Genomic DNA, 16,935 nt, shown 5'->3' on the forward strand with positions numbered 1-16,935 from the left:
GGACGAGCACGCCCGCCGCCCGGCCGCGACCCCGCGAGCGCGCGGCCGCAGGGGCCGGCGCGGTCGTCACTCGGCGACCCGGCGGAGCCGGGACGCGACCTGGACCGCGCGGACCGCGGCGGCCGCCTTGTTGCGCGACTCGGCGTACTCGAGCGCGGGGACCGAGTCGGCGACGATGCCGCCGCCCGCCTGCACGCTCGCGCGACCGTCCCGGATGAGCGCCGTGCGGATCGCGATCGCCATGTCCATGTCGCCCGCGAAGTCGAAGTAGCCGACGGTGCCGCCGTAGATGCCGCGGCGGGCCGGCTCGATCTCGTCGATGAGCGCGATCGCACGGGGCTTGGGCGCGCCCGACAGCGTGCCCGCGGGGAACGTCGCGGTGAGCGTCTGGAGGGCCGTCGCGCCCGCGCGCAGCCGCCCGACGACCGTCGAGCAGATGTGCATGATGTGCGAGTACCGCTTGACCGCCATGAACTCGACGACCTCGACGCTCGAGGGCTCGCAGACCTTGACGAGGTCGTTGCGGGACAGGTCGACGAGCATGATGTGCTCGGCGCGCTCCTTGGGGTCGGCGAGCACCTCGTCCTGGAGCGCGCGGTCCTCCTCGGGCGTCGCGCCGCGTGGGCGGGACCCGGCGATCGGGAACGTCACGACGTGCCCGTCGGTCACCTTGACGAGCGTCTCCGGGCTCGAGCCGACGACCGCGAAGTCGTGCCCGTCCGCGTCCTGGAGCTGCAGGTAGTACATGTACGGGCTCGGGTTGATCGTCCGCAGCACGCGGTAGACGTCGATCGGGTCGGCCGGGCAGTCGAGGTCGAGGCGCTGCGAGAGCACGACCTGGAACACCTCGCCGTCGCGGATGGCCTCCTTGCCGATGCCGACCGCCTGCTCGAACTCCGCGCGCGTCGAGCGGAACTCCAGCTCGGGCTCGGGGACGTCGGCGAGCGCCGCGACGCCCGGCTCCGCCGGGTCCAGCAGCGCGCGCTGCATCGCGTCGAGCCGCGCGACGGCGTCGGCGTGCGCCTCGTCGACGCGCTCGTCGGTGTCGTCGAAGTTGATCGCGTTGGCGACCAGCCACACCGAGCCGTCGTGGTGGTCGACGACCGCGAGGTCGGTCGCGAGCAGCAGCGTGAGCTCGGGGACGCCGAGCTCCTCGGGCGCCTTCGCGGGCAGCGTCGGCTCCCAGTGCCGCACGACGTCCCACCCGAGCGCCCCGACCAGCCCACCGGTCAGCGGCGGCAGGCCGTGGATCGCGGGCGTGCGCAGGACGTCGAGCGTGCGGCCGAGCACGTCGAGCGCGTCGCCCTCCGTCGGGACGCCCACGGGCACGTCGCCGACCCACACGGGCGCGCCGTCGCGGACCGTGAGCGTCGCGCGCGAGCGGACGCCGACGAACGACCAGCGGCTCCACGTGCCGTCGGACTCCGCGGACTCGAGCACGAACGTGCCGGGGCGGCCCGCCGCGAGCGTGCGGTACAGGCCGACGGGCGTGACGTCGTCCGCGAGCAGCCGGCGCACGACGGGGATGACGCGCCGGTCCGCCGCGAGCGCCCGGAACGTGTCGACCGACGGCCACGTGCCGCCCCAGGGGACGTCCGCGGTGACGACGTCGACGGGGACGTGGGCGGCGGGCGCGGTCATGCGTCTCCTTCAGGTGCGGGTGCGTCGGCGGCCGCGGGTGCGTCGGCCGGTGCGGGTGCGGCGGCGGGTGCCGGGACGGGTCGGTGGCCGGCGACCACCGCGAGCGGTCCCCCGGCCTCGAAGCACGTGCGGGTGCCGGTGTGGCAGGCGGCGCCGACCTGGTCGACCTCGACGAGGAGCGCGTCGCCGTCGCAGTCGAGCGAGACGGCCTTGACGTACTGCGCGTGCCCGGACGTGTCGCCCTTGCGCCAGTACTCCTGGCGCGAGCGGCTCCAGAACGTCACGCGGCCGGTCGTCAGGGTGCGGTGCAGCGCCTCGTCGTCCATCCAGCCGACCATGAGGACCTCGCGCGTGTCGTGCTGCTGCACGACGGCCGCGACGAGGCCGTGCTCGTCGTGGCGCAGCCGCTGCGCGACCTGCGGGTCGAGGAGGGTGGCGGACGGGTTCTCGCGAGGCACGGACCGATCCTGCCACGGTGGCGCGTCCCGCCAGGGCCGGTGTCCGGGACCGACGTCGGCGGGGGCGTGCGCGCGCCTCGGCGCGGCAGCGCGTCCCGGTCTCCCGCGCCCGCGCGTCGACGGGTCCGGACGCCGCGGGCCGCGGGTGTCAGCGGGTCTGCGCGACCCAGGCGGCGTGCATCGCCGCGTAGGTGCCGCCGGTCGCGACGAGCTCGGCGTGGTGCCCCGTCTCGACGACGCGCCCGGCGTCGACGACGACGACGAGGTCGGCGGCCTCGGCGGTGGACAGCCGGTGCGCGATGGTCAGCGTCGTGCGGCCCGTGCTCAGCTCCTCGAGCGCGCGCACGAGGCGGACCTCGGTGGCGGGGTCGACCGCGCTCGTCGCCTCGTCGAGCAGCAGCACGTCGGGGTCGGCGAGGTAGGCGCGTGCGAGCGCGACGAGCTGGCGCTCCCCCGCGGACAGGGACTCGCCGCGCTGGCCCACGTCGGTGTCGAGCCCGGCGGCGAGCTCGTCGACCCAGGGACCGAGCCCGAGCGCCTCGACGGCGTCGCGCACGCGTGCGTCGGCGGGGTCGGGAGCGGTGCCGTCGGGCGTCCGCAGGCCGTACGCGACGTTCTCGGCGACCGTGCCCTCGAACAGGAAGCCCTCCTGCGGGACGAGCACGACGCGGGCGCGCAGGTCCGTCGCGGGGATGTCCCGCAGGTCGGTGCCGTCGAGCAGCACGCGCCCGTGCTCGGGGTCGACGAGGCGCGCGACGAGCCGGGCGATCGTCGTCTTGCCGGAGCCGGTCGCCCCGACGACGGCCACGGACGCGCCCGCGGGCACCTCCAGGTCGACGTCGTGCAGGACGCGGCGACCCTCGGGGTACGCGAAGGCCACGTCGCGCAGCTCGACCGTCGCGGGACCGCGCGCGCTGGGCACGCCGTCGGGGCCCGGGTCCTGCACCGCGACCGGCGTCTCGAGCACGCCGAGCACGCGCCGCCACCCGGCCACCGCGTTCTGGAGCTCGTTGAGGATCTCGGTCGCCATCTGGACGGGACCCGTGAACAGCTGGACGAGGAACAGGAAGGCGAGCAGGCGACCCACCGAGACGTCGCCGCGGACGCCGAGGAACGTGCCGATGACGACGACGAGCGCGAGGACCACGTTCGACACGAGCACGCCGCTCGAGAAGACGACGGACACGAGGTTCTGCGCGCGCACCATCGCGCTGCGCGTCGCGGTGATCGCGGCGTCGAGGCGGCGCTGGGTGCGGTCGGCGGCGCCGTACGCGCGGATCGTCTCGGCGCCCACGACCGACTCCGACACCGTGCCGAGCATCGCGCCGTACCGCTCGCGGACCGCGGAGTACCGCGCGTTGACCCGACGCTGCAGCGGCGGCAGGACGAGCAGCAGGGGGATGAAGCCGAGCCACACGACGAGCGTGAGCTGCCACGAGTACAGCGCCATGAGGGCCGAGGCGGCGACGATCTGCAGCACCGAGACGAGCAGCATGATCCCGCCCCACTGCACGAACAGCGAGATGGTGTCGACGTCGGACGTGACGCGGCTGACGAGCGACCCGCGCCGCTCGGTGTGCTGCGTGAGGACGGACAGGTCGTGCACGTGCCGGAACGCGCGCGTGCGCAGCGCGAGCAGCCCGTCCTCGCTCGACCGGAACAGGCGGACGTTGACGTACGCCGAGCACACCGCGGCAGCGAGGAGCCCGACGGCCGCCGCGCCCGTGAGCGTGAGCACGCGCGGGACGTCCGGTCCGCCGGGCGCGAGGATGCCCGTGTCGACGGTCTGCTGGACCACGAGCGGCACGAGCACCTTGCCGAGCGCGGCCAGCACCGCGAGCAGGAGCGTCACGCGCCACCCACGCAGCATCTGCGGCGACACCTCGAGGCCGCGGCGCAGGGTCGCGAGGATGCCCAGCGTGCTCGCGGACGCCATCCGGTGGTCGGGCGTGCCCGACGTCGTCGCGCTCATCGGGCGTCCTCCCCGGCCGGCACCGGCTGCGGGTCGTCGTCGAGCTCCTCGACGCCGTCGGCGGCCCGGCGCGCCGACTCCTCCTCGTACGCGGTGGCGAGCGCCCGGTAGCCGTCGTCGCGCGCCAGGAGCTCGACGTGCGAGCCGCGGTCGACCACCCGGCCGGACTCGACGTGCACGACCTCGTCGGCCAGCAGCACGGACGACATCCGGTAGGCGACCAGGAGCACCGTGGGCGACCCCGCGCGGTCGTCGCGCAGGCCGCGCAGGATCGCCTGCTCGACGCGGGGGTCCACCGCGGACGTCGCGTCGTCGAGCACGAGCACGCGTGGATCGCGGACCAGCGCCCGGGCCAGCGCGAGGCGCTGCCGCTGCCCGCCCGAGAGGTTCGCGCCGCGCTCGCCGAGCGGCGCGTCGAGCCCGCCGGGCAGCGCGCGCACGACGTCGTCGACGTGCGCGGCACGCAGCGCCTCCCAGACCGCGTCGTCGGAGGGCGCCTGCGGGTCGTCGGCGTCGGCGAGGGTGACGTTGCCGCGGACGGTGTCCTCGAAGACGAAGGTCGACTGCGACACGAACGCGACGTGCCGCGACAGGTCGGCAGGGACGACGTCGCGCAGGTCCGTGCCGTCGACGTGGACGCTGCCGGTCGTCGGGTCGCTCAGGCGGCCGACGAGGGACACGAGGGTCGACTTCCCCGAGCCCGTCGGCCCGACGACCGCGACGACACGACCGGGGGCGACGTCGAGGTCGACGCCGTGCAGCAGCTCGACGGGACCACGCGGACCGGGGACCGCGAGGCTGACGTCACGGAGCTCGACGCGCGCACCGCCGGGCGGCGGGGTCCATCGCGTGGTCCCGGCGGGCAGCGCACCGCGGGCGTCGACGACGCGCGCGATGCGGTCGTAGCCGACCAGCGCGCGCGGCAGCTCGCCGAGCACCCAGCCGAACGCCCGCACGGGCACCGCCAGCAGCGTGAGCAGGTAGGCCGCCGCGACGACGTCGCCCGTGCCGATCCGTCCGGCCGCGACCTGCACGGCGCCGACGACGAGCACCAGCAGCGTGCCGAGGCTCGGCAGCACGTCGATGACGGGGTCGAAGAACGCGCGGACGACGCCGACCCGGACGTTCGCGTCGCGCAGCTCGCGTGCACGGGCCGCGAACCGCGCGGCCTCGCGCTCCTCCGTGCCGAGGGCCTTCACGAGCAGCGCGCCCTCGAAGCTCTCGTGGGCGACGTCGGCGACCCCGGCGCGCAGCTCCTGGGCGTGGCCGACCGCGGGTGCCATCCGCCGCTGGAACACGAAGTTGGCGACGAGGGCGAGCGGCACGACGACGAGCGCGGCGAGTGCGAGCCACACGTCGGTGCCCAGCAGCCCGACGGCCGCCACCGCGAGCATGACGACGACGCCGAGCGCGAACGGCAGGGGGTTGAACACCCCGGTCGACGCCTCGACGTCGGCGCTCGCGTTCGACAGCAGCTGACCCGTGGGGTGCTGCTTGTGCCACGACATCGGCAGGCGCAGGTACTGCCGGGTGACCCGCGTGCGGTGGTCCGCCTGGATCTGGGCGAACCCCATGCCGGCGAAGATCCGTCGTCCCGCGACCGAGACCGCGAGCGTCACGGCGACGGCCAGCAGCGCCAGGCCGGCGAGCCAGATCCGGTCGCGGGCCTGCGCGGAGCCGGCGAGCGCGGGCACGACGACCTCGTCGGTCGCCCACCCGAGCACGCGGCTCACGGCCACGACGGAGACGCCGAAGACCGCCGACGTGCCGATCGCGACCGCGTAGGTCCACGGGTGCGCCGCGATGCCGCGGACCACGATCGTCGCGGCCCGGCGGGGTGCCGAGCCGGTGAGCGTCATCGGTCGCGACGAGGGAGCTCGCGAGCGCACGCGCAGGCCTTTCGGGAGGGGGCGGGAAACCGTCATCCTCTCACGCGGTCGCGACGCGTCGCCCGGCGGACACGGCCGCCCGGACCGCCCGCGCGCCCCCGCGCCGCGGGCTGGTCGTCGCCGCCGTCGAGGCCCGTCTCGTGACGCGGACCAGCGCTCCCACGTGCGACGATGCGGGGATGACGTGGCACGAGGTGGAGCGCGCGCAGCTGGCCGAGGCTCTGCGAGCCGTCCCGCCCGACGCGCCCACGCTGTGCGAGGGCTGGCAGGCCCGTCACCTCGCGGCGCACGTGGTCCTGCGCGAGCACTCCCCCGTCGTCGGTGCCGGGATCGCGGTGCCCGCGCTCGCAGGCCGAGCAGAGGCCGCGATCGAGCGGCTCGCCGACGACGCCGCGACCGAGGGCGCGTACCGGGACCTCGTCGCGCGCGTCGCGGCGGAGCCGCCGCGCTGGCACCCGATGTCGTGGGCGGGTGAGCTCGCGAACGTCGTCGAGTTCTTCGTCCACACCGAGGACGTCCGGCGCGGCTCCGGTCCGACGCCGCCGCGGGACCTCGACCCAACGCTCGTCGAGGTGCTGTGGAAGCACCTGGGTGGCGCGGGGGGTGCCCGGCTGCACCGGCTCCCGATCGGTGTCGTGCTGGTGCGCGAGGACGGCCCGCGCCGGCAGGTGCGGCGCCCGAAGGACGGCTACGGGACGGTCGTCGTGCGGGGTGCGGTCGGCGAGCTCGTGCTGTTCGCGTTCGGGCGCGGCGCGGCCGCCGACGTGACGGTGCAGGGCGACCCGCAGGACGTGGAGATCCTCACGGACCGCCTGCCGGTCTGAGCCGTCCTCACCGACCGCCTGCCGGTCCGAGCCGTCCTCGTCGACCGCCTGCCGGTCTGACTCGCTGCCTCCCGCGCGCGGCCCGTGGGCCGGGCATCAGCGGACGACGACGCCCGCCGCGCGCAGCGCGTCCTTGACGTCGCGCACGGTCAGCTGGCCGAAGTGGAAGACGCTCGCGGCGAGCACCGCGTCGGCGCCGGCCCTCGCCGCGTCGACGAAGTGCTGCACGGTCCCCGCACCGCCGCTCGCGACGAGCGGGATGCGCACCTCGCGGCGCACGTCGCCGATCATCTCGAGGTCGAAACCGGCCTCCGTGCCGTCGGCGTCCATCGAGTTCAGCAGCACCTCGCCCGCGCCGAGCTCGGCGGCCCGCGCTGCCCACGCGACGGCGTCGAGACCCGTGCCGCGCTTGCCGCCGTGCGTCGTGACCTCGTAGCCGGAGTCGGTGCGCACGTCACCCGTCACGCGGCGCGCGTCGATCGAGATCGTGAGGACCTGGCTGCCGAAGCGGTGCGCGATCTCGGAGATCAGCTCGGGCCGCGCGATCGCGGCGGTGTTCACGCCGACCTTGTCCGCGCCCGCACGCAGCAGGCGGTCGACGTCGTCCGTCGACCGCACGCCCCCGCCCACGGTCAGCGGGACGAAGATCTCCTCGGCCGTGCGGCGGACGACCTCGATCGTGGTGTCGCGGCCCCCCGACGACGCGGACACGTCGAGGAACGTCACCTCGTCGGCGCCCTCGGCGTCGTAGCGGCGCGCGAGCTCGACCGGGTCACCGGCGTCGCGGAGGTTCTCGAAGTTCACGCCCTTGACGACGCGACCCGCGTCGACGTCGAGGCACGGGATGACGCGCAGCGCCACGGTCATCAGGAGCCTCCGTCGGGTGAGCCGGTCGCGAGGATGTCGACGACGAACACGACGGTCTGCCCGGCGAGCTCCTGGCTCTCCGTGACGCCGAGCGCGTACGTCGGGGGGACGACGAGCATGACCTGGCTGCCGACGGGCTGGTCGACGAGCCCTTCCGCCCAGGCCTGCACGTCCTGCAGGCCGAACGACACGGGCAGTCCGTGCGTCCACGTCGAGTCGAACGACTCGCCCGTCGTCCACGCGAAGCCCGTGTACTGCACGGTGATGACGTCGGTCGGGGTGACCTGCGCACCCGCACCGCGCAGCACCTGCTGGACGACGAGCTGGTCGGGCGGCTCCGTGCCGGTCGGGGTGATGGACGGCGCCCCCGACGCGTCGAGCGTGACCGCCGGGAGGTCCGGTCTCGGCGGCATGGGCTCGCCGTCGGCACGCGTCGGCAGCACGTCGAGGACGGTCACCGTCGGGTAGTCGACCGCGCCGGAGCCACGGGGCGGGCTCACCTGGAGCAGGCGTGCCCCGACCTTCTGGCCGCGCAGGGTCTCGTACAGGTCGGTGCCGAGGTCCTCCTCCGTGAGGAGCCGCGGCGTGGGCGTCGTGGAGTAGCTCTCGTCGACGAGCGACGCGTCGCTGCCGTTCTCGAGCCAGAAGTCGATGAGCACGGGCCCGCCCTCGACGAGCTCCGCGCCGGTCCCCGGCCAGATCTCCTCGCGGTACGTCGACGTCACCTCGAGCGGCGTGAGGTACGTGAGCGTCGGCGCCTCGCCCGGCTCCCCCGTGACGGTGATCTCGGGATCCGCGGCCTGCGGCGTCGTGCACCCCGCGAGCAGCGCGAGCGCCACGAGCGCGGCGGCCGCCGTCTCCCGCAGTCGTCGCACGTCGGTCCTTCCTGGTGGTGGGCGCCCCCCGCCTCGGCGTCCTGTTACGCCCGCGAGGCGCCACCGTACCGGGTCGGTCCGGGGCGGGGCTGCGGGCGACCAGGGGCGGCCGCGACGGGTCGCGGCCGGTCGCCGGGTCCGCGGGCACGCACACTGTACGGCGCCCGCCTGGGCGCTACATCGACTCGATGAGGCGGTCCACACGCTCGTCGACGCTGCGGAACGGGTCCTTGCACAGCACCGTGCGCTGCGCCTGGTCGTTGAGCTTGAGGTGCACCCAGTCGACCGTGTAGTCGCGGCGGGCCTCCTGCGCGGCGCGCACGAAGTCGCCGCGGAGCTTGGCGCGGGTCGTCTGCGGGGGCACCGCGGTGGCCTCGAAGATCTCCAGGTCGCTCGTCACGCGCTCGACCAGGCCCTTCGCGGCCAGCAGGTTGTACAGCCCCTCGGTGCGGGAGATGTCGTGGTACGCGAGGTCGAGCCGCTGCACGCGCACGTCGGACAGCTCGAGGTCGTGCTTGGCGCGGTACCGCTCGATGAGCTGGTACTTGATGACCCAGTCGAGCTCGCGCTCCACGAGCGACAGGTCACCCGTGCGCAGCGCGCGCAGCCCGCGCTCCCAGAGGTCGAGGACCTGCTTCGTCTCGGGCGTCGGGCCGCCCTCGGTCGACACGAAGTCCACGACGCGCGTGAGGTACTCCTCCTGCAGGTCGAGCGCCGTGACGGTCCGGCCGTTCGCGAGGACCACCGGGTGCTTGCCGGTGAGGTCGTGGCTGATCTCGCGGATCGCGCGGATCGGGTTCTCGAGCGTCATGTCGCGCATCGGGATGCCGGCCTCGACCATGCGCAGGATGAGGTCCGTCGCCCCGACCTTGAGCATGGTCGTCGTCTCGGACATCGACGAGTCGCCCACGATGACGTGCAGCCGGCGGAAGTGCTCCGCGTCGGCGTGCGGCTCGTCGCGCGTGTTGATGATCGGACGCGACCGCGTGGTCGCGCTCGACACGGCCTCCCAGATGTGGTCGGCCCGCTGCGACAGGCAGAACAGCGCGCCGCGCGGCGTGCTCAGCACCTTGCCCGCGCCCGTGAGCACCTGGCGCGTGATGAGGAACGGCACGAGCACGTCCGACAGGCGCGCGAAGTCGCCCTGCCGTCGCACGAGGTAGTTCTCGTGGCAGCCGTACGAGTTGCCCGCGGAGTCCGTGTTGTTCTTGAACAGGTGGATGCGGCCCGGCAGCCCTTCGTGCTCGAGGCGCTGCTGCGCGTCCGCCACGAGACCCTCGAGGATCCGCTCGCCCGCGCGGTCGTGCGCGACGAGCTGGCGCACGTCGTCGCACTCCGCGGTCGCGTACTCGGGGTGCGAGCCGACGTCCAGGTAGAGCCGGGAGCCGTTGCGGAGGAAGACGTTCGACGAGCGTCCCCACGCGACGACCTTGCGGAACAGGTAGCGCGCCACCTCGTCCGCGGACAGCCCGCGGCCGTCCTGCGCGGCGCACGTGACGCCGTACTCGGTCTCGAGCCCGAAGATCCGTCGGTCCATGGCTGCTCCCCTCCTCCGGGCCTCGTGGTCGTCAGTCGTCGTGCGGTGCCGGAGCCGGCGGGTCGCCGGCTCCGTCGGGCGTGAGCAGGTCCTCGAGCAACGCGCCCGTGAGCCGCCGGAACGTGCGACGGGGCCGCGTGCGGTCGAGGACGGCGACCTCGAGCTGCTGCGCCGGGATCGCGCGCGACTCGCCCCCGTCGTCGCCCGACGCGCCGAGCACGTCGACCGCGAGTCGCAGCACCTCGCGCAGCGTCATGCCCGGGCGCCAGCCCGACGCGAGCAGCCCGCCGAGCCGGTCGGCCTGCCCGCCCATGACGACGTAGCCGTGCTCGTCCGCGACGGAGCCGTCGTACGAGAGCCGGTACACCTGGTCGCCCGCCGGCTCACGGCCGACCTCCGCGACGACGAGCTCGACCTCGAGCGGCTTCGACTCGGTCGTGAACACCGTGCCGAGCGTCTGCGCGTACGCGTTCGCCAGGCCGCGCGCCGTGACGTCCTCGCGGTCGTAGGAGTAGCCCCGCAGGTCGGCGTAGCGCACGCCCGCGACGCGCAGGTTCTCGAACTCGTTGTACTTGCCGACCGCCGCGAACGCGATGCGGTCGTAGATCTCCGAGATCTTGTGCAGCGCGCGCGAGGCGTTCTCCGTCGCGAACGCGATCCCGTCGTCGTACTGCAGCACCACGACGGACCGGCCGCGGGCGATGCCCTTGCGCGCGTAGTCCGCCCGGTCCTTCATGAGCTGCTCGGGCGAGACGTAGAACGGCATGCTCATCGCGCACCTCCGCGGTCCGCGTGCGACGCACGCCGCTCGTCCTCGACGAGGGCCACGAGCTCGCCGAGCTCGGCGTCCGGCACGCGCAGGTAGCCCGCCTCCGTCACGGTCGCCACGACGGGCCAGATCCGCCGCGTCGAGTCGGGGCCGCCCGTCGCCGAGTCGTCGTCCGCGGCGTCCACGAGCGCCTCGACCGCGACGCGCACGCCGCCCGCCGGGTCCAGCCCGGGCCGCCACAGCTTCTTGAGGGACCCGCGCGCGAACACCGAGCCCGAGCCGACCGCGTGGTGGTCGTGCTCCTCGTAGCGGCCGCCCGTGACGTCGTAGGAGAAGATCCGGCCGACGCGCCGGTCGAGGTCGAAGCCCGCGAACAGCGGGACGACCGCGAGGCCCTGCATCGCGAGCCCGAGGTTGCCGCGGATCATCGTCGACAGCCGGTTCGCCTTGCCGTCGAGCGACAGCAGGCTGCCCTCGATCTTCTCGTAGTGCTCGAGCTCGAGCTGGAACAGCCGCACGAGCTCCGTGGCGAGGCCCGCCGTGCCGGCGATGCCCACCGCGGAGTACTCGTCCGCCGGGAAGACCTTCTCGATCTCGCGGCTCGCGATCATCGAGCCCATCGTGGCGCGGCGGTCCCCCGCCATCACGACCCCGCCGTCGACCGCGAGCGCGACGATCGTCGTGCCGTGCGGCGCGTGGACCTCGGACGTGGGCAGCGGCCGGTTACCGGGCAGCAGCTCGGGTGCGTGCCCGGCGAGGAAGTCGACGAACGACGACGAGCCGGGGGTGGTGAAGGTGTGCGGGAGCCGCCCCGAGGCGGCGCGGTCGGGCTGCGGTGTCAGTGGGGCCATCGACGCTCACTGACCGCCCTTCTGGACGAACCCGCGGACGAACTGCTCCGCGTTGGACTCCAGGACGTCGTCGATCTCGTCGAGCAGCGCGTCCACCTCGGCGTCGCGCGACTGCGCGGACGGCGCGGCCGGCACCGGCGCGTCGGCGCCGTCGACCGGGTCCTCGTCGTCGCGGCGGGGCCGCACCTGTTCCTGACCAGCCATGGTGACCTCCGTAGGCGTCGCGCTGACCTGCTCGATCCCACCCTAGGCCCATCCTCCGACGCATCCGGGGCGAGCGCCCGCGAGGCGGACACGCCTTTCGCCCACGGCGCAGCGGTCGCGTCAGGCGCCGAGCTCGGCCAGGAGCGCGCGGGCGTCCTCGCAGCGGTCCAGCAGGTCGCCCACGTGCGCGCGTGTGCCGCGCAGCGGGTCGCGCATGGGCACGCGCTGGAGCGTCGCGGCGCCGGGCACGTCGAACACGACCGAGTCCCAGCTCGCGGCGGAGATCTCGGCGCCGTAGCGGGCGACGGCCTCGCCGCGGAAGTAGGCGCGCGTGTCGTGCGGCGGGTGCCACACGGCGTCCTCGACCTGCGCGGGCGTGACGAGCAGGTCGACGGCCCCGGCCGCGACGAGCCGGTGGTAGAGGCCGCGCTCGGGTCGCAGGTCCGACCACTGCAGGTCGACCGCGGCGAGGCGGGGGTGGTCCCACGCGAGGTGGTCGCGGCGGCGCATGCCCTCGAGCAGCCGGAGCTTGGCGAGCCACTCGACCGTGCGCGCGCAGCTCGCGGGGTCGGTCGCGAGGCCGTCGAGCACGGCCTGCCAGCGGTCGAGCACGTCGGTCGTCTGCCCGTCGAGCGGGTCGCCGACGTGCGCGAGCGCGGTGCGCACGGCGTCGAGGTACTCGCGCTGCACCTCGATCGCGGTGAGGCGGCGGCCGTCCGCGAGCTCGACCCGGGTGGTGAGCGTGACGTCGTGGCTCACGAGGTGGACGGCGTGCACGGGGTCGCGCAGGGCCAGCCGGTCGATCGCGGCGAGCGCGCCGCCCGCACCGCCCTCGGCGACGGCCCGCTCGATCAGCCACAGGACGAGCGACGTCGTGCCGAGCCGCAGGTAGGTCGCGACCTCGAGCATCGTGGCGTCGCCGATGATGACGTGCAGGCGTCGCCAGCGGTCGGGGTCGGCGTGCGGCTCGTCGCGCGTGTTGACGATGGGCCGGCGCAGCGTCGTCTCCAGGCCGATCTCGGCCTCGATGTAGTCGGCCCGCTGCGAGAGCTGGAAGCCCGGGGTCTCGCCGCGCTGGCCGACGCCGACGCGACCCGCGCCGGTGAACACCTGGCGCGTCACGAGGAACGGGATGAGCCGGCTCGCGAGGTCCGTGAACGGCACGGCGCGGTCGACGAGGTAGTTCTCGTGCGTGCCGTAGGTCGCGCCCTTGCCGTCGACGTTGTTCTTGTAGAGCGCGACGTCGGGCAGCGCGGGCGTCGACGCGAGCGCGCGCACCGACGCGAGCATGACGAGCTCGCCCGCCCGGTCCCAGCGCACGGCGTCGAGCGGCGAGGTGACCTCGGGCGAGGAGTACTCGGGGTGCGCGTGGTCGACGTAGAGCCGTGCGCCGTTGGTGAGGATGACGTTCGCGGCGCCCGGGTCCTCGTACTCCTCGGTCGTGCCGCGCGGGAGCTCCTGCGGGCCGTCGCCCGTGTCCGCCGGGCCCGCCGGCGCGACGCGGTCAGGGTCGTCGGTGAGGAGCGACGGGTGCGCCGACGCGCGCTGCAGGTGGAACCCGCGGGCGTCGTGCAGCGGGTCCTCGTCGTCGTAGTCCCACCGGGCGCGGGCCCGGCCGCCCTCGCGCGCCGCCGCGTGCACCGCGACGACGTGGCTCGACAGGAGCATCGGGTTCGCGAGGGGGCGACCCGGCTGGAGGATGCCGTACTCGGTCTCGATCCCCATCACGCGGCGCACGGTCACGGCTCCACCCTAGGCGTCCGTCGCAGCACGTCACCGCGGACGTCCGCGCGCCGGGCACCACCGGGACGGCGGGCCCGGCGCGGGTCGGCGTCGGAGGTGGGGTGAGTCGTCAGAGGTACTGGCCGGTGCTCGTGACCGTCTCGATCGTGCGCGACGTGTCCGTGCCCTTCTTGCCCTGGACGATCGTGCGGATGAACACGATGCGCTCCCCCTTCTTGCCGGAGATGCGCGCCCAGTCGTCGGGGTTCGTCGTGTTCGGCAGGTCCTCGTTCTCGCGGAACTCGTCGACGCACGCCGTGAGCAGGTGGTCGACGCGGATGCCGCGCTGGCCGGTCGCGAGGAGGTCCTTGATCGCGGACTTCTTCGCGCGGTCGACGACGTTCTGGATCATCGCGCCCGAGTTGAAGTCCTTGAAGTAGAGGACCTCCTTGTCGCCGCTCGCGTACGTCACCTCGAGGAAGCGGTTCTCCTCGCTCTCGGTGTACATGCGCTCGACGACGCGCGTGATCATCGCCTCGACCGCCGTCGACGCGGAGTCGCCGTGCTCGCGCAGGTCGTCCTCGTGGATCGGCAGGTCGGCCGTGAGGTACTTGCCGAAGATCTCGCGCGCACCCTCGGCGTCGGGCCGCTCGATCTTGATCTTCACGTCCAGGCGGCCGGGACGCAGGATCGCGGGGTCGATCATGTCCTCGCGGTTCGAGGCGCCGATGACGATGACGTTCTCGAGCCGCTCGACACCGTCGATCTCGGAGAGCAGCTGCGGCACGATCGTCGTCTCGACGTCGCTCGACACGCCCGTGCCGCGCGTGCGGAACAGCGACTCCATCTCGTCGAAGAACACGACGACCGGGTGCCCCTGCGACGCCTTCTCCCGGGCGCGGGCGAAGATCAGGCGGATGTGCCGCTCGGTCTCGCCGACGTACTTGTTGAGCAGCTCGGGGCCCTTGACGTTGAGGAAGAACGACCGCGTCTCCGCGCCCTCCTCGCCCCGCGCCGCAGCCGCGGTCGCCGCGAGCGAGTGCGCGACGGCCTTCGCGATGAGCGTCTTGCCGCACCCGGGCGGGCCGTACAGCAGCACGCCCTTCGGCGGCTTCAGGCCGTGCTCGCGGAACAGCTCGGGGTGCAGGAACGGCAGCTCGACGGCGTCGCGGATCGCCTCGATCTGGGGGCCCAGGCCGCCGATGTCCTCGTACTGGATGTCCGGCACCTCTTCGAGGACGAGCTCCTCGACCTCGGCGCGCGGGATGACCTCGAACACGAAGCCACTGCGCGAGTCGATCGTCAGCGCGTCGCCGACCCGGACGCGGGCCTGGTCGATGACCTGCCCGGCGAACCGGACCACCCGCTCCTCGTCGCCGCGGCCCACGACCAGCGCGCGCCCCTCGCCGAGCATCTCCTTGACCGTCACGATCTCGCCGACCTTCTCGTAGCCGCCGGCCTCGACCACCGTGAGCGCCTCGTTGAGCATGACCTCCTGGCCCGGGCGCAGGCGGTGCACGTCGATCGACGGGCTCGCGCCCACGTGCATCTTGCGGCCCGACGACACGATGTCGACCGTGCCGTCGTCGCGCGCCGCGAGGAACGTGGCGTACGTGCCGGGGGGCTTCGCGAGGTCGTCCACCTGGCGCTTCAGCTCGACGATCTGCTCGCGCGCGGCGACGAGGGCCTCGCTGAGCCGCTCGTTCTTGGCCGCCAGGATCGCGAGCTCACGGGACAGGTCCCTGCCAGGGGCGTTCGGGTCGGTCATCGTCTCGGCCTCCGTTCCGCGTCGTGCATGGTCGTCACGATCACCACCGTGCACGACGCTGTGCCTGCTGGTCCGACGACCCTAACCATCCCTGTCAACCAGAGACGCCCGCCGCACCGCAGGTGTTCCCGCCGTCTCGCGCAGCGGGACGGTGGACCGCCGGACGGTCAGGCGGGGTCGTCGTCGGACGTCGCGTCGACCTCGCGCGCGGCGTCGGCCAGGCCCTGCGCGTCCCGGCGGGCACGGCGCAGCTTCTTGTCCGAGACCGCGCGCTCCCCCATCGCCTCGGGCGACCACAGGGTCGGGTCCTCCAGGGGCGCGCCGTCCTCGGCGACCGGGTACGAGCCCTTCGCCGGGCGGCGCTTGCGCTGCGGCGCCTCGACGCCGTCCGCGAGCCGGCGCGTCGTCAGGAGGAAACCCGTGTGCCCGATCATGCGGTGCTGCGGGCGGACGGCGAGGCCCTCGAGGTGCCAGCCGCGGACCATCGACTCCCACGCCTGCGGCTCCGTGTACCGGCCGTCCTCGCGCACGTCCTCCGCGAGCCGCGACAGCTGCGTCGTCGTCGCGACGTACGCGATCAGGAGCCCGCCGGGGGCCAGCGCGACGGCGGTCGCGTCGAGGTTCTCCCACGGCGCGAGCATGTCGAGCACCACGCGGTCGACCGTGCCCGGCTCGGCGACGCGCGGCAGGACGTCCGCGAGGTCGCCGATCGACAGGCGCCACGCCGGGTGCGGACCGCCGAAGAAGCCCTCGACGTTGGCGCGGGCGATGTCGGCGAAGTCCTCGCGCCGCTCGATCGAGTGCAGCGCGCCGCCGTCGCCCACGGCCCGCAGCAGCGACATCGTGAGCGCGCCCGAGCCGACGCCCGCCTCGATGACGCGTGCTCCGGGGAAGATGTCGCCCATCGTGACGATCTGGCCCGCGTCCTTCGGGTACACGACGGCCGCGCCGCGCGGCATGGACAGCACGTGGTCCGCGAGCAGGGGCCGCAGCGCGAGGTACTCGATGCCGGACGTGTTCCGCACGACCGTGCCCTCGGGCGCGCCGATGAGCTCGTCGTGCGTGAAGTAGCCGCGGTGCGTGTGGAACGTGCCACCGGGGGCGAGCGTGATGGTGTGCAGCCGGCCGCGCGGGTCGGTCAGCTGGACGCGGTCGCCCGCGCGGAACGGGCCGCGGCGCTGCGCGGCCCCGGTGGGCGTCTGGTCGGTCACGGGCGACGAGTCTACGAGGACGCGGCCGTCGACCGGCGCGGCGGTCAGGTGCGCAGCGCGGCGACGACGTCCGGCACGCGCACCAGGCCCACGACGCGCCCGTCGGCGACCGCGACGACGACCGCGGTGTGGCGGGCGGCGCGCCCGAGCGCGTCCAGCAGGTCCTGGCCGACGAGGTTGCCGTCCACCACGGACCCCACCGGCAGCGCGACGGCGACCGACGTCACGGGCGTGGTGCCCGCGACGTCCGCCGGGACCGCACGGGCCGCCTCGCGGTCCACGTACGCGGCCGGGCGCCCGTCGGGCGACACGACGACCACCTCGCTCGCACCGGCGGCCGCGGCGGC

General features: G+C 74.3%; 14 protein-coding genes and 1 pseudogene. 1 reads left to right on the forward strand and 14 read right to left on the reverse strand.

The window, feature by feature from the left end; translation table 11 throughout:
* Positions 1-66: 66 nt before the first annotated feature.
* The 4 genes from CTKZ_RS00760 to CTKZ_RS00775 all read right to left on the reverse strand — a co-directional run bounded on the left by CTKZ_RS00760 (position 67) and on the right by CTKZ_RS00775 (position 5,930).
* Positions 67-1,641 carry an anthranilate synthase component I gene (locus CTKZ_RS00760; RefSeq protein ID WP_124341136.1) on the reverse strand — a complete coding sequence of 525 codons (1,575 nt, stop codon included), beginning with the start codon at positions 1,639-1,641 and terminating at the stop codon, positions 67-69.
* On the reverse strand, positions 1,638-2,099 hold the full coding sequence (gene hisI, locus CTKZ_RS00765) for a phosphoribosyl-AMP cyclohydrolase (protein ID WP_124341137.1): 462 nt from the start codon (positions 2,097-2,099) through the stop codon (positions 1,638-1,640). The genes CTKZ_RS00760 and hisI overlap by 4 nt, the downstream gene beginning before the upstream one ends.
* 148 nt (positions 2,100-2,247) lie before the next feature.
* Positions 2,248-4,071, reverse strand: coding sequence for an ABC transporter ATP-binding protein (locus CTKZ_RS00770; RefSeq protein WP_124341138.1), 1,824 nt, complete (start codon positions 4,069-4,071; stop codon positions 2,248-2,250).
* On the reverse strand, positions 4,068-5,930 hold the full coding sequence (locus CTKZ_RS00775) for an ABC transporter ATP-binding protein (protein WP_124341139.1): 1,863 nt from the start codon (positions 5,928-5,930) through the stop codon (positions 4,068-4,070). The genes CTKZ_RS00770 and CTKZ_RS00775 overlap by 4 nt, the downstream gene beginning before the upstream one ends.
* Before the next feature lie 209 nt (positions 5,931-6,139).
* Between CTKZ_RS00775 and CTKZ_RS00780 the strand changes: the two genes are divergently transcribed.
* Positions 6,140-6,784, forward strand: a complete 645-nt coding sequence (locus CTKZ_RS00780; RefSeq protein WP_124341140.1) for a TIGR03085 family metal-binding protein — start codon at positions 6,140-6,142, stop codon at positions 6,782-6,784.
* A gap of 96 nt (positions 6,785-6,880) precedes the next feature.
* Here the strand turns inward: CTKZ_RS00780 and hisF are convergent, their stop codons facing one another.
* From hisF to CTKZ_RS00830, 10 genes and pseudogenes are all read right to left on the reverse strand, one after another.
* Complete coding sequence (gene hisF, locus CTKZ_RS00785) at positions 6,881-7,651, reverse strand: imidazole glycerol phosphate synthase subunit HisF (protein ID WP_124341141.1); 771 nt, start codon at positions 7,649-7,651, stop codon at positions 6,881-6,883.
* Positions 7,651-8,526, reverse strand: a complete 876-nt coding sequence (locus tag CTKZ_RS00790) for an FKBP-type peptidyl-prolyl cis-trans isomerase (RefSeq protein WP_124341142.1) — start codon at positions 8,524-8,526, stop codon at positions 7,651-7,653. Before CTKZ_RS00790 ends, hisF begins: the two co-directional genes overlap by 1 nt.
* Before the next feature lie 175 nt (positions 8,527-8,701).
* A complete protein-coding gene (pafA, locus tag CTKZ_RS00795; RefSeq protein ID WP_124341143.1) occupies positions 8,702-10,063 on the reverse strand; it encodes a Pup--protein ligase in 1,362 nt (453 codons plus the stop codon).
* A 31-nt stretch (positions 10,064-10,094) separates the two neighbouring features.
* Positions 10,095-10,835, reverse strand: a complete 741-nt coding sequence (gene prcA / locus CTKZ_RS00800; protein WP_124341144.1) for a proteasome subunit alpha — start codon at positions 10,833-10,835, stop codon at positions 10,095-10,097.
* Entirely contained in the window at positions 10,832-11,683 is an 852-nt protein-coding gene (gene prcB, locus CTKZ_RS00805) for a proteasome subunit beta (RefSeq protein ID WP_124341145.1), read from the reverse strand. The genes prcA and prcB overlap by 4 nt, the downstream gene beginning before the upstream one ends.
* A gap of 6 nt (positions 11,684-11,689) precedes the next feature.
* Complete coding sequence (locus tag CTKZ_RS00810) at positions 11,690-11,887, reverse strand: ubiquitin-like protein Pup (RefSeq protein ID WP_013770948.1); 198 nt, start codon at positions 11,885-11,887, stop codon at positions 11,690-11,692.
* Between the two features lie 120 nt (positions 11,888-12,007).
* Positions 12,008-13,630: a depupylase/deamidase Dop gene (gene dop / locus CTKZ_RS00815; RefSeq protein ID WP_124341146.1), complete on the reverse strand. Its 1,623-nt coding sequence runs from the start codon at positions 13,628-13,630 to the stop codon at positions 12,008-12,010.
* 109 nt (positions 13,631-13,739) lie between these two features.
* A complete protein-coding gene (gene arc / locus CTKZ_RS00820; protein WP_124341147.1) occupies positions 13,740-15,377 on the reverse strand; it encodes a proteasome ATPase in 1,638 nt (545 codons plus the stop codon).
* A 167-nt stretch (positions 15,378-15,544) separates the two neighbouring features.
* Complete coding sequence (locus tag CTKZ_RS00825; RefSeq protein WP_124341148.1) at positions 15,545-16,588, reverse strand: tRNA (adenine-N1)-methyltransferase; 1,044 nt, start codon at positions 16,586-16,588, stop codon at positions 15,545-15,547.
* A gap of 44 nt (positions 16,589-16,632) precedes the next feature.
* A pseudogene (locus tag CTKZ_RS00830) lies at positions 16,633-16,935 on the reverse strand (site-2 protease family protein); the annotation flags it as partial.

Source organism: Cellulomonas algicola (assembly GCF_003851725.1).
In the GTDB taxonomy this organism is placed as follows: Bacteria; Actinomycetota; Actinomycetes; order Actinomycetales; family Cellulomonadaceae; genus Cellulomonas; species Cellulomonas algicola.

Bases quoted from the DNA above. Each gene is read 5' to 3' on its own strand.
- arc (WP_124341147.1), bottom strand. From the start codon at position 15,377: ATGACCGACCCGAACGCCCCTGGCAGGGACCTGTCCCGTGAGCTCGCG.
- CTKZ_RS00775 (WP_124341139.1), bottom strand. From the start codon at position 5,930: ATGACGCTCACCGGCTCGGCACCCCGCCGGGCCGCGACGATCGTGGTC.
- CTKZ_RS00810 (WP_013770948.1), bottom strand. From the start codon at position 11,887: ATGGCTGGTCAGGAACAGGTGCGGCCCCGCCGCGACGACGAGGACCCG.
- pafA (WP_124341143.1), bottom strand. From the start codon at position 10,063: ATGGACCGACGGATCTTCGGGCTCGAGACCGAGTACGGCGTCACGTGC.
- prcB (WP_124341145.1), bottom strand. From the start codon at position 11,683: ATGGCCCCACTGACACCGCAGCCCGACCGCGCCGCCTCGGGGCGGCTC.
- hisF (WP_124341141.1), bottom strand. From the start codon at position 7,651: ATGACCGTGGCGCTGCGCGTCATCCCGTGCCTCGACGTCGACGCGGGT.
- CTKZ_RS00780 (WP_124341140.1), top strand. From the start codon at position 6,140: ATGACGTGGCACGAGGTGGAGCGCGCGCAGCTGGCCGAGGCTCTGCGA.
- prcA (WP_124341144.1), bottom strand. From the start codon at position 10,835: ATGAGCATGCCGTTCTACGTCTCGCCCGAGCAGCTCATGAAGGACCGG.
- CTKZ_RS00760 (WP_124341136.1), bottom strand. From the start codon at position 1,641: ATGACCGCGCCCGCCGCCCACGTCCCCGTCGACGTCGTCACCGCGGAC.
- CTKZ_RS00770 (WP_124341138.1), bottom strand. From the start codon at position 4,071: ATGAGCGCGACGACGTCGGGCACGCCCGACCACCGGATGGCGTCCGCG.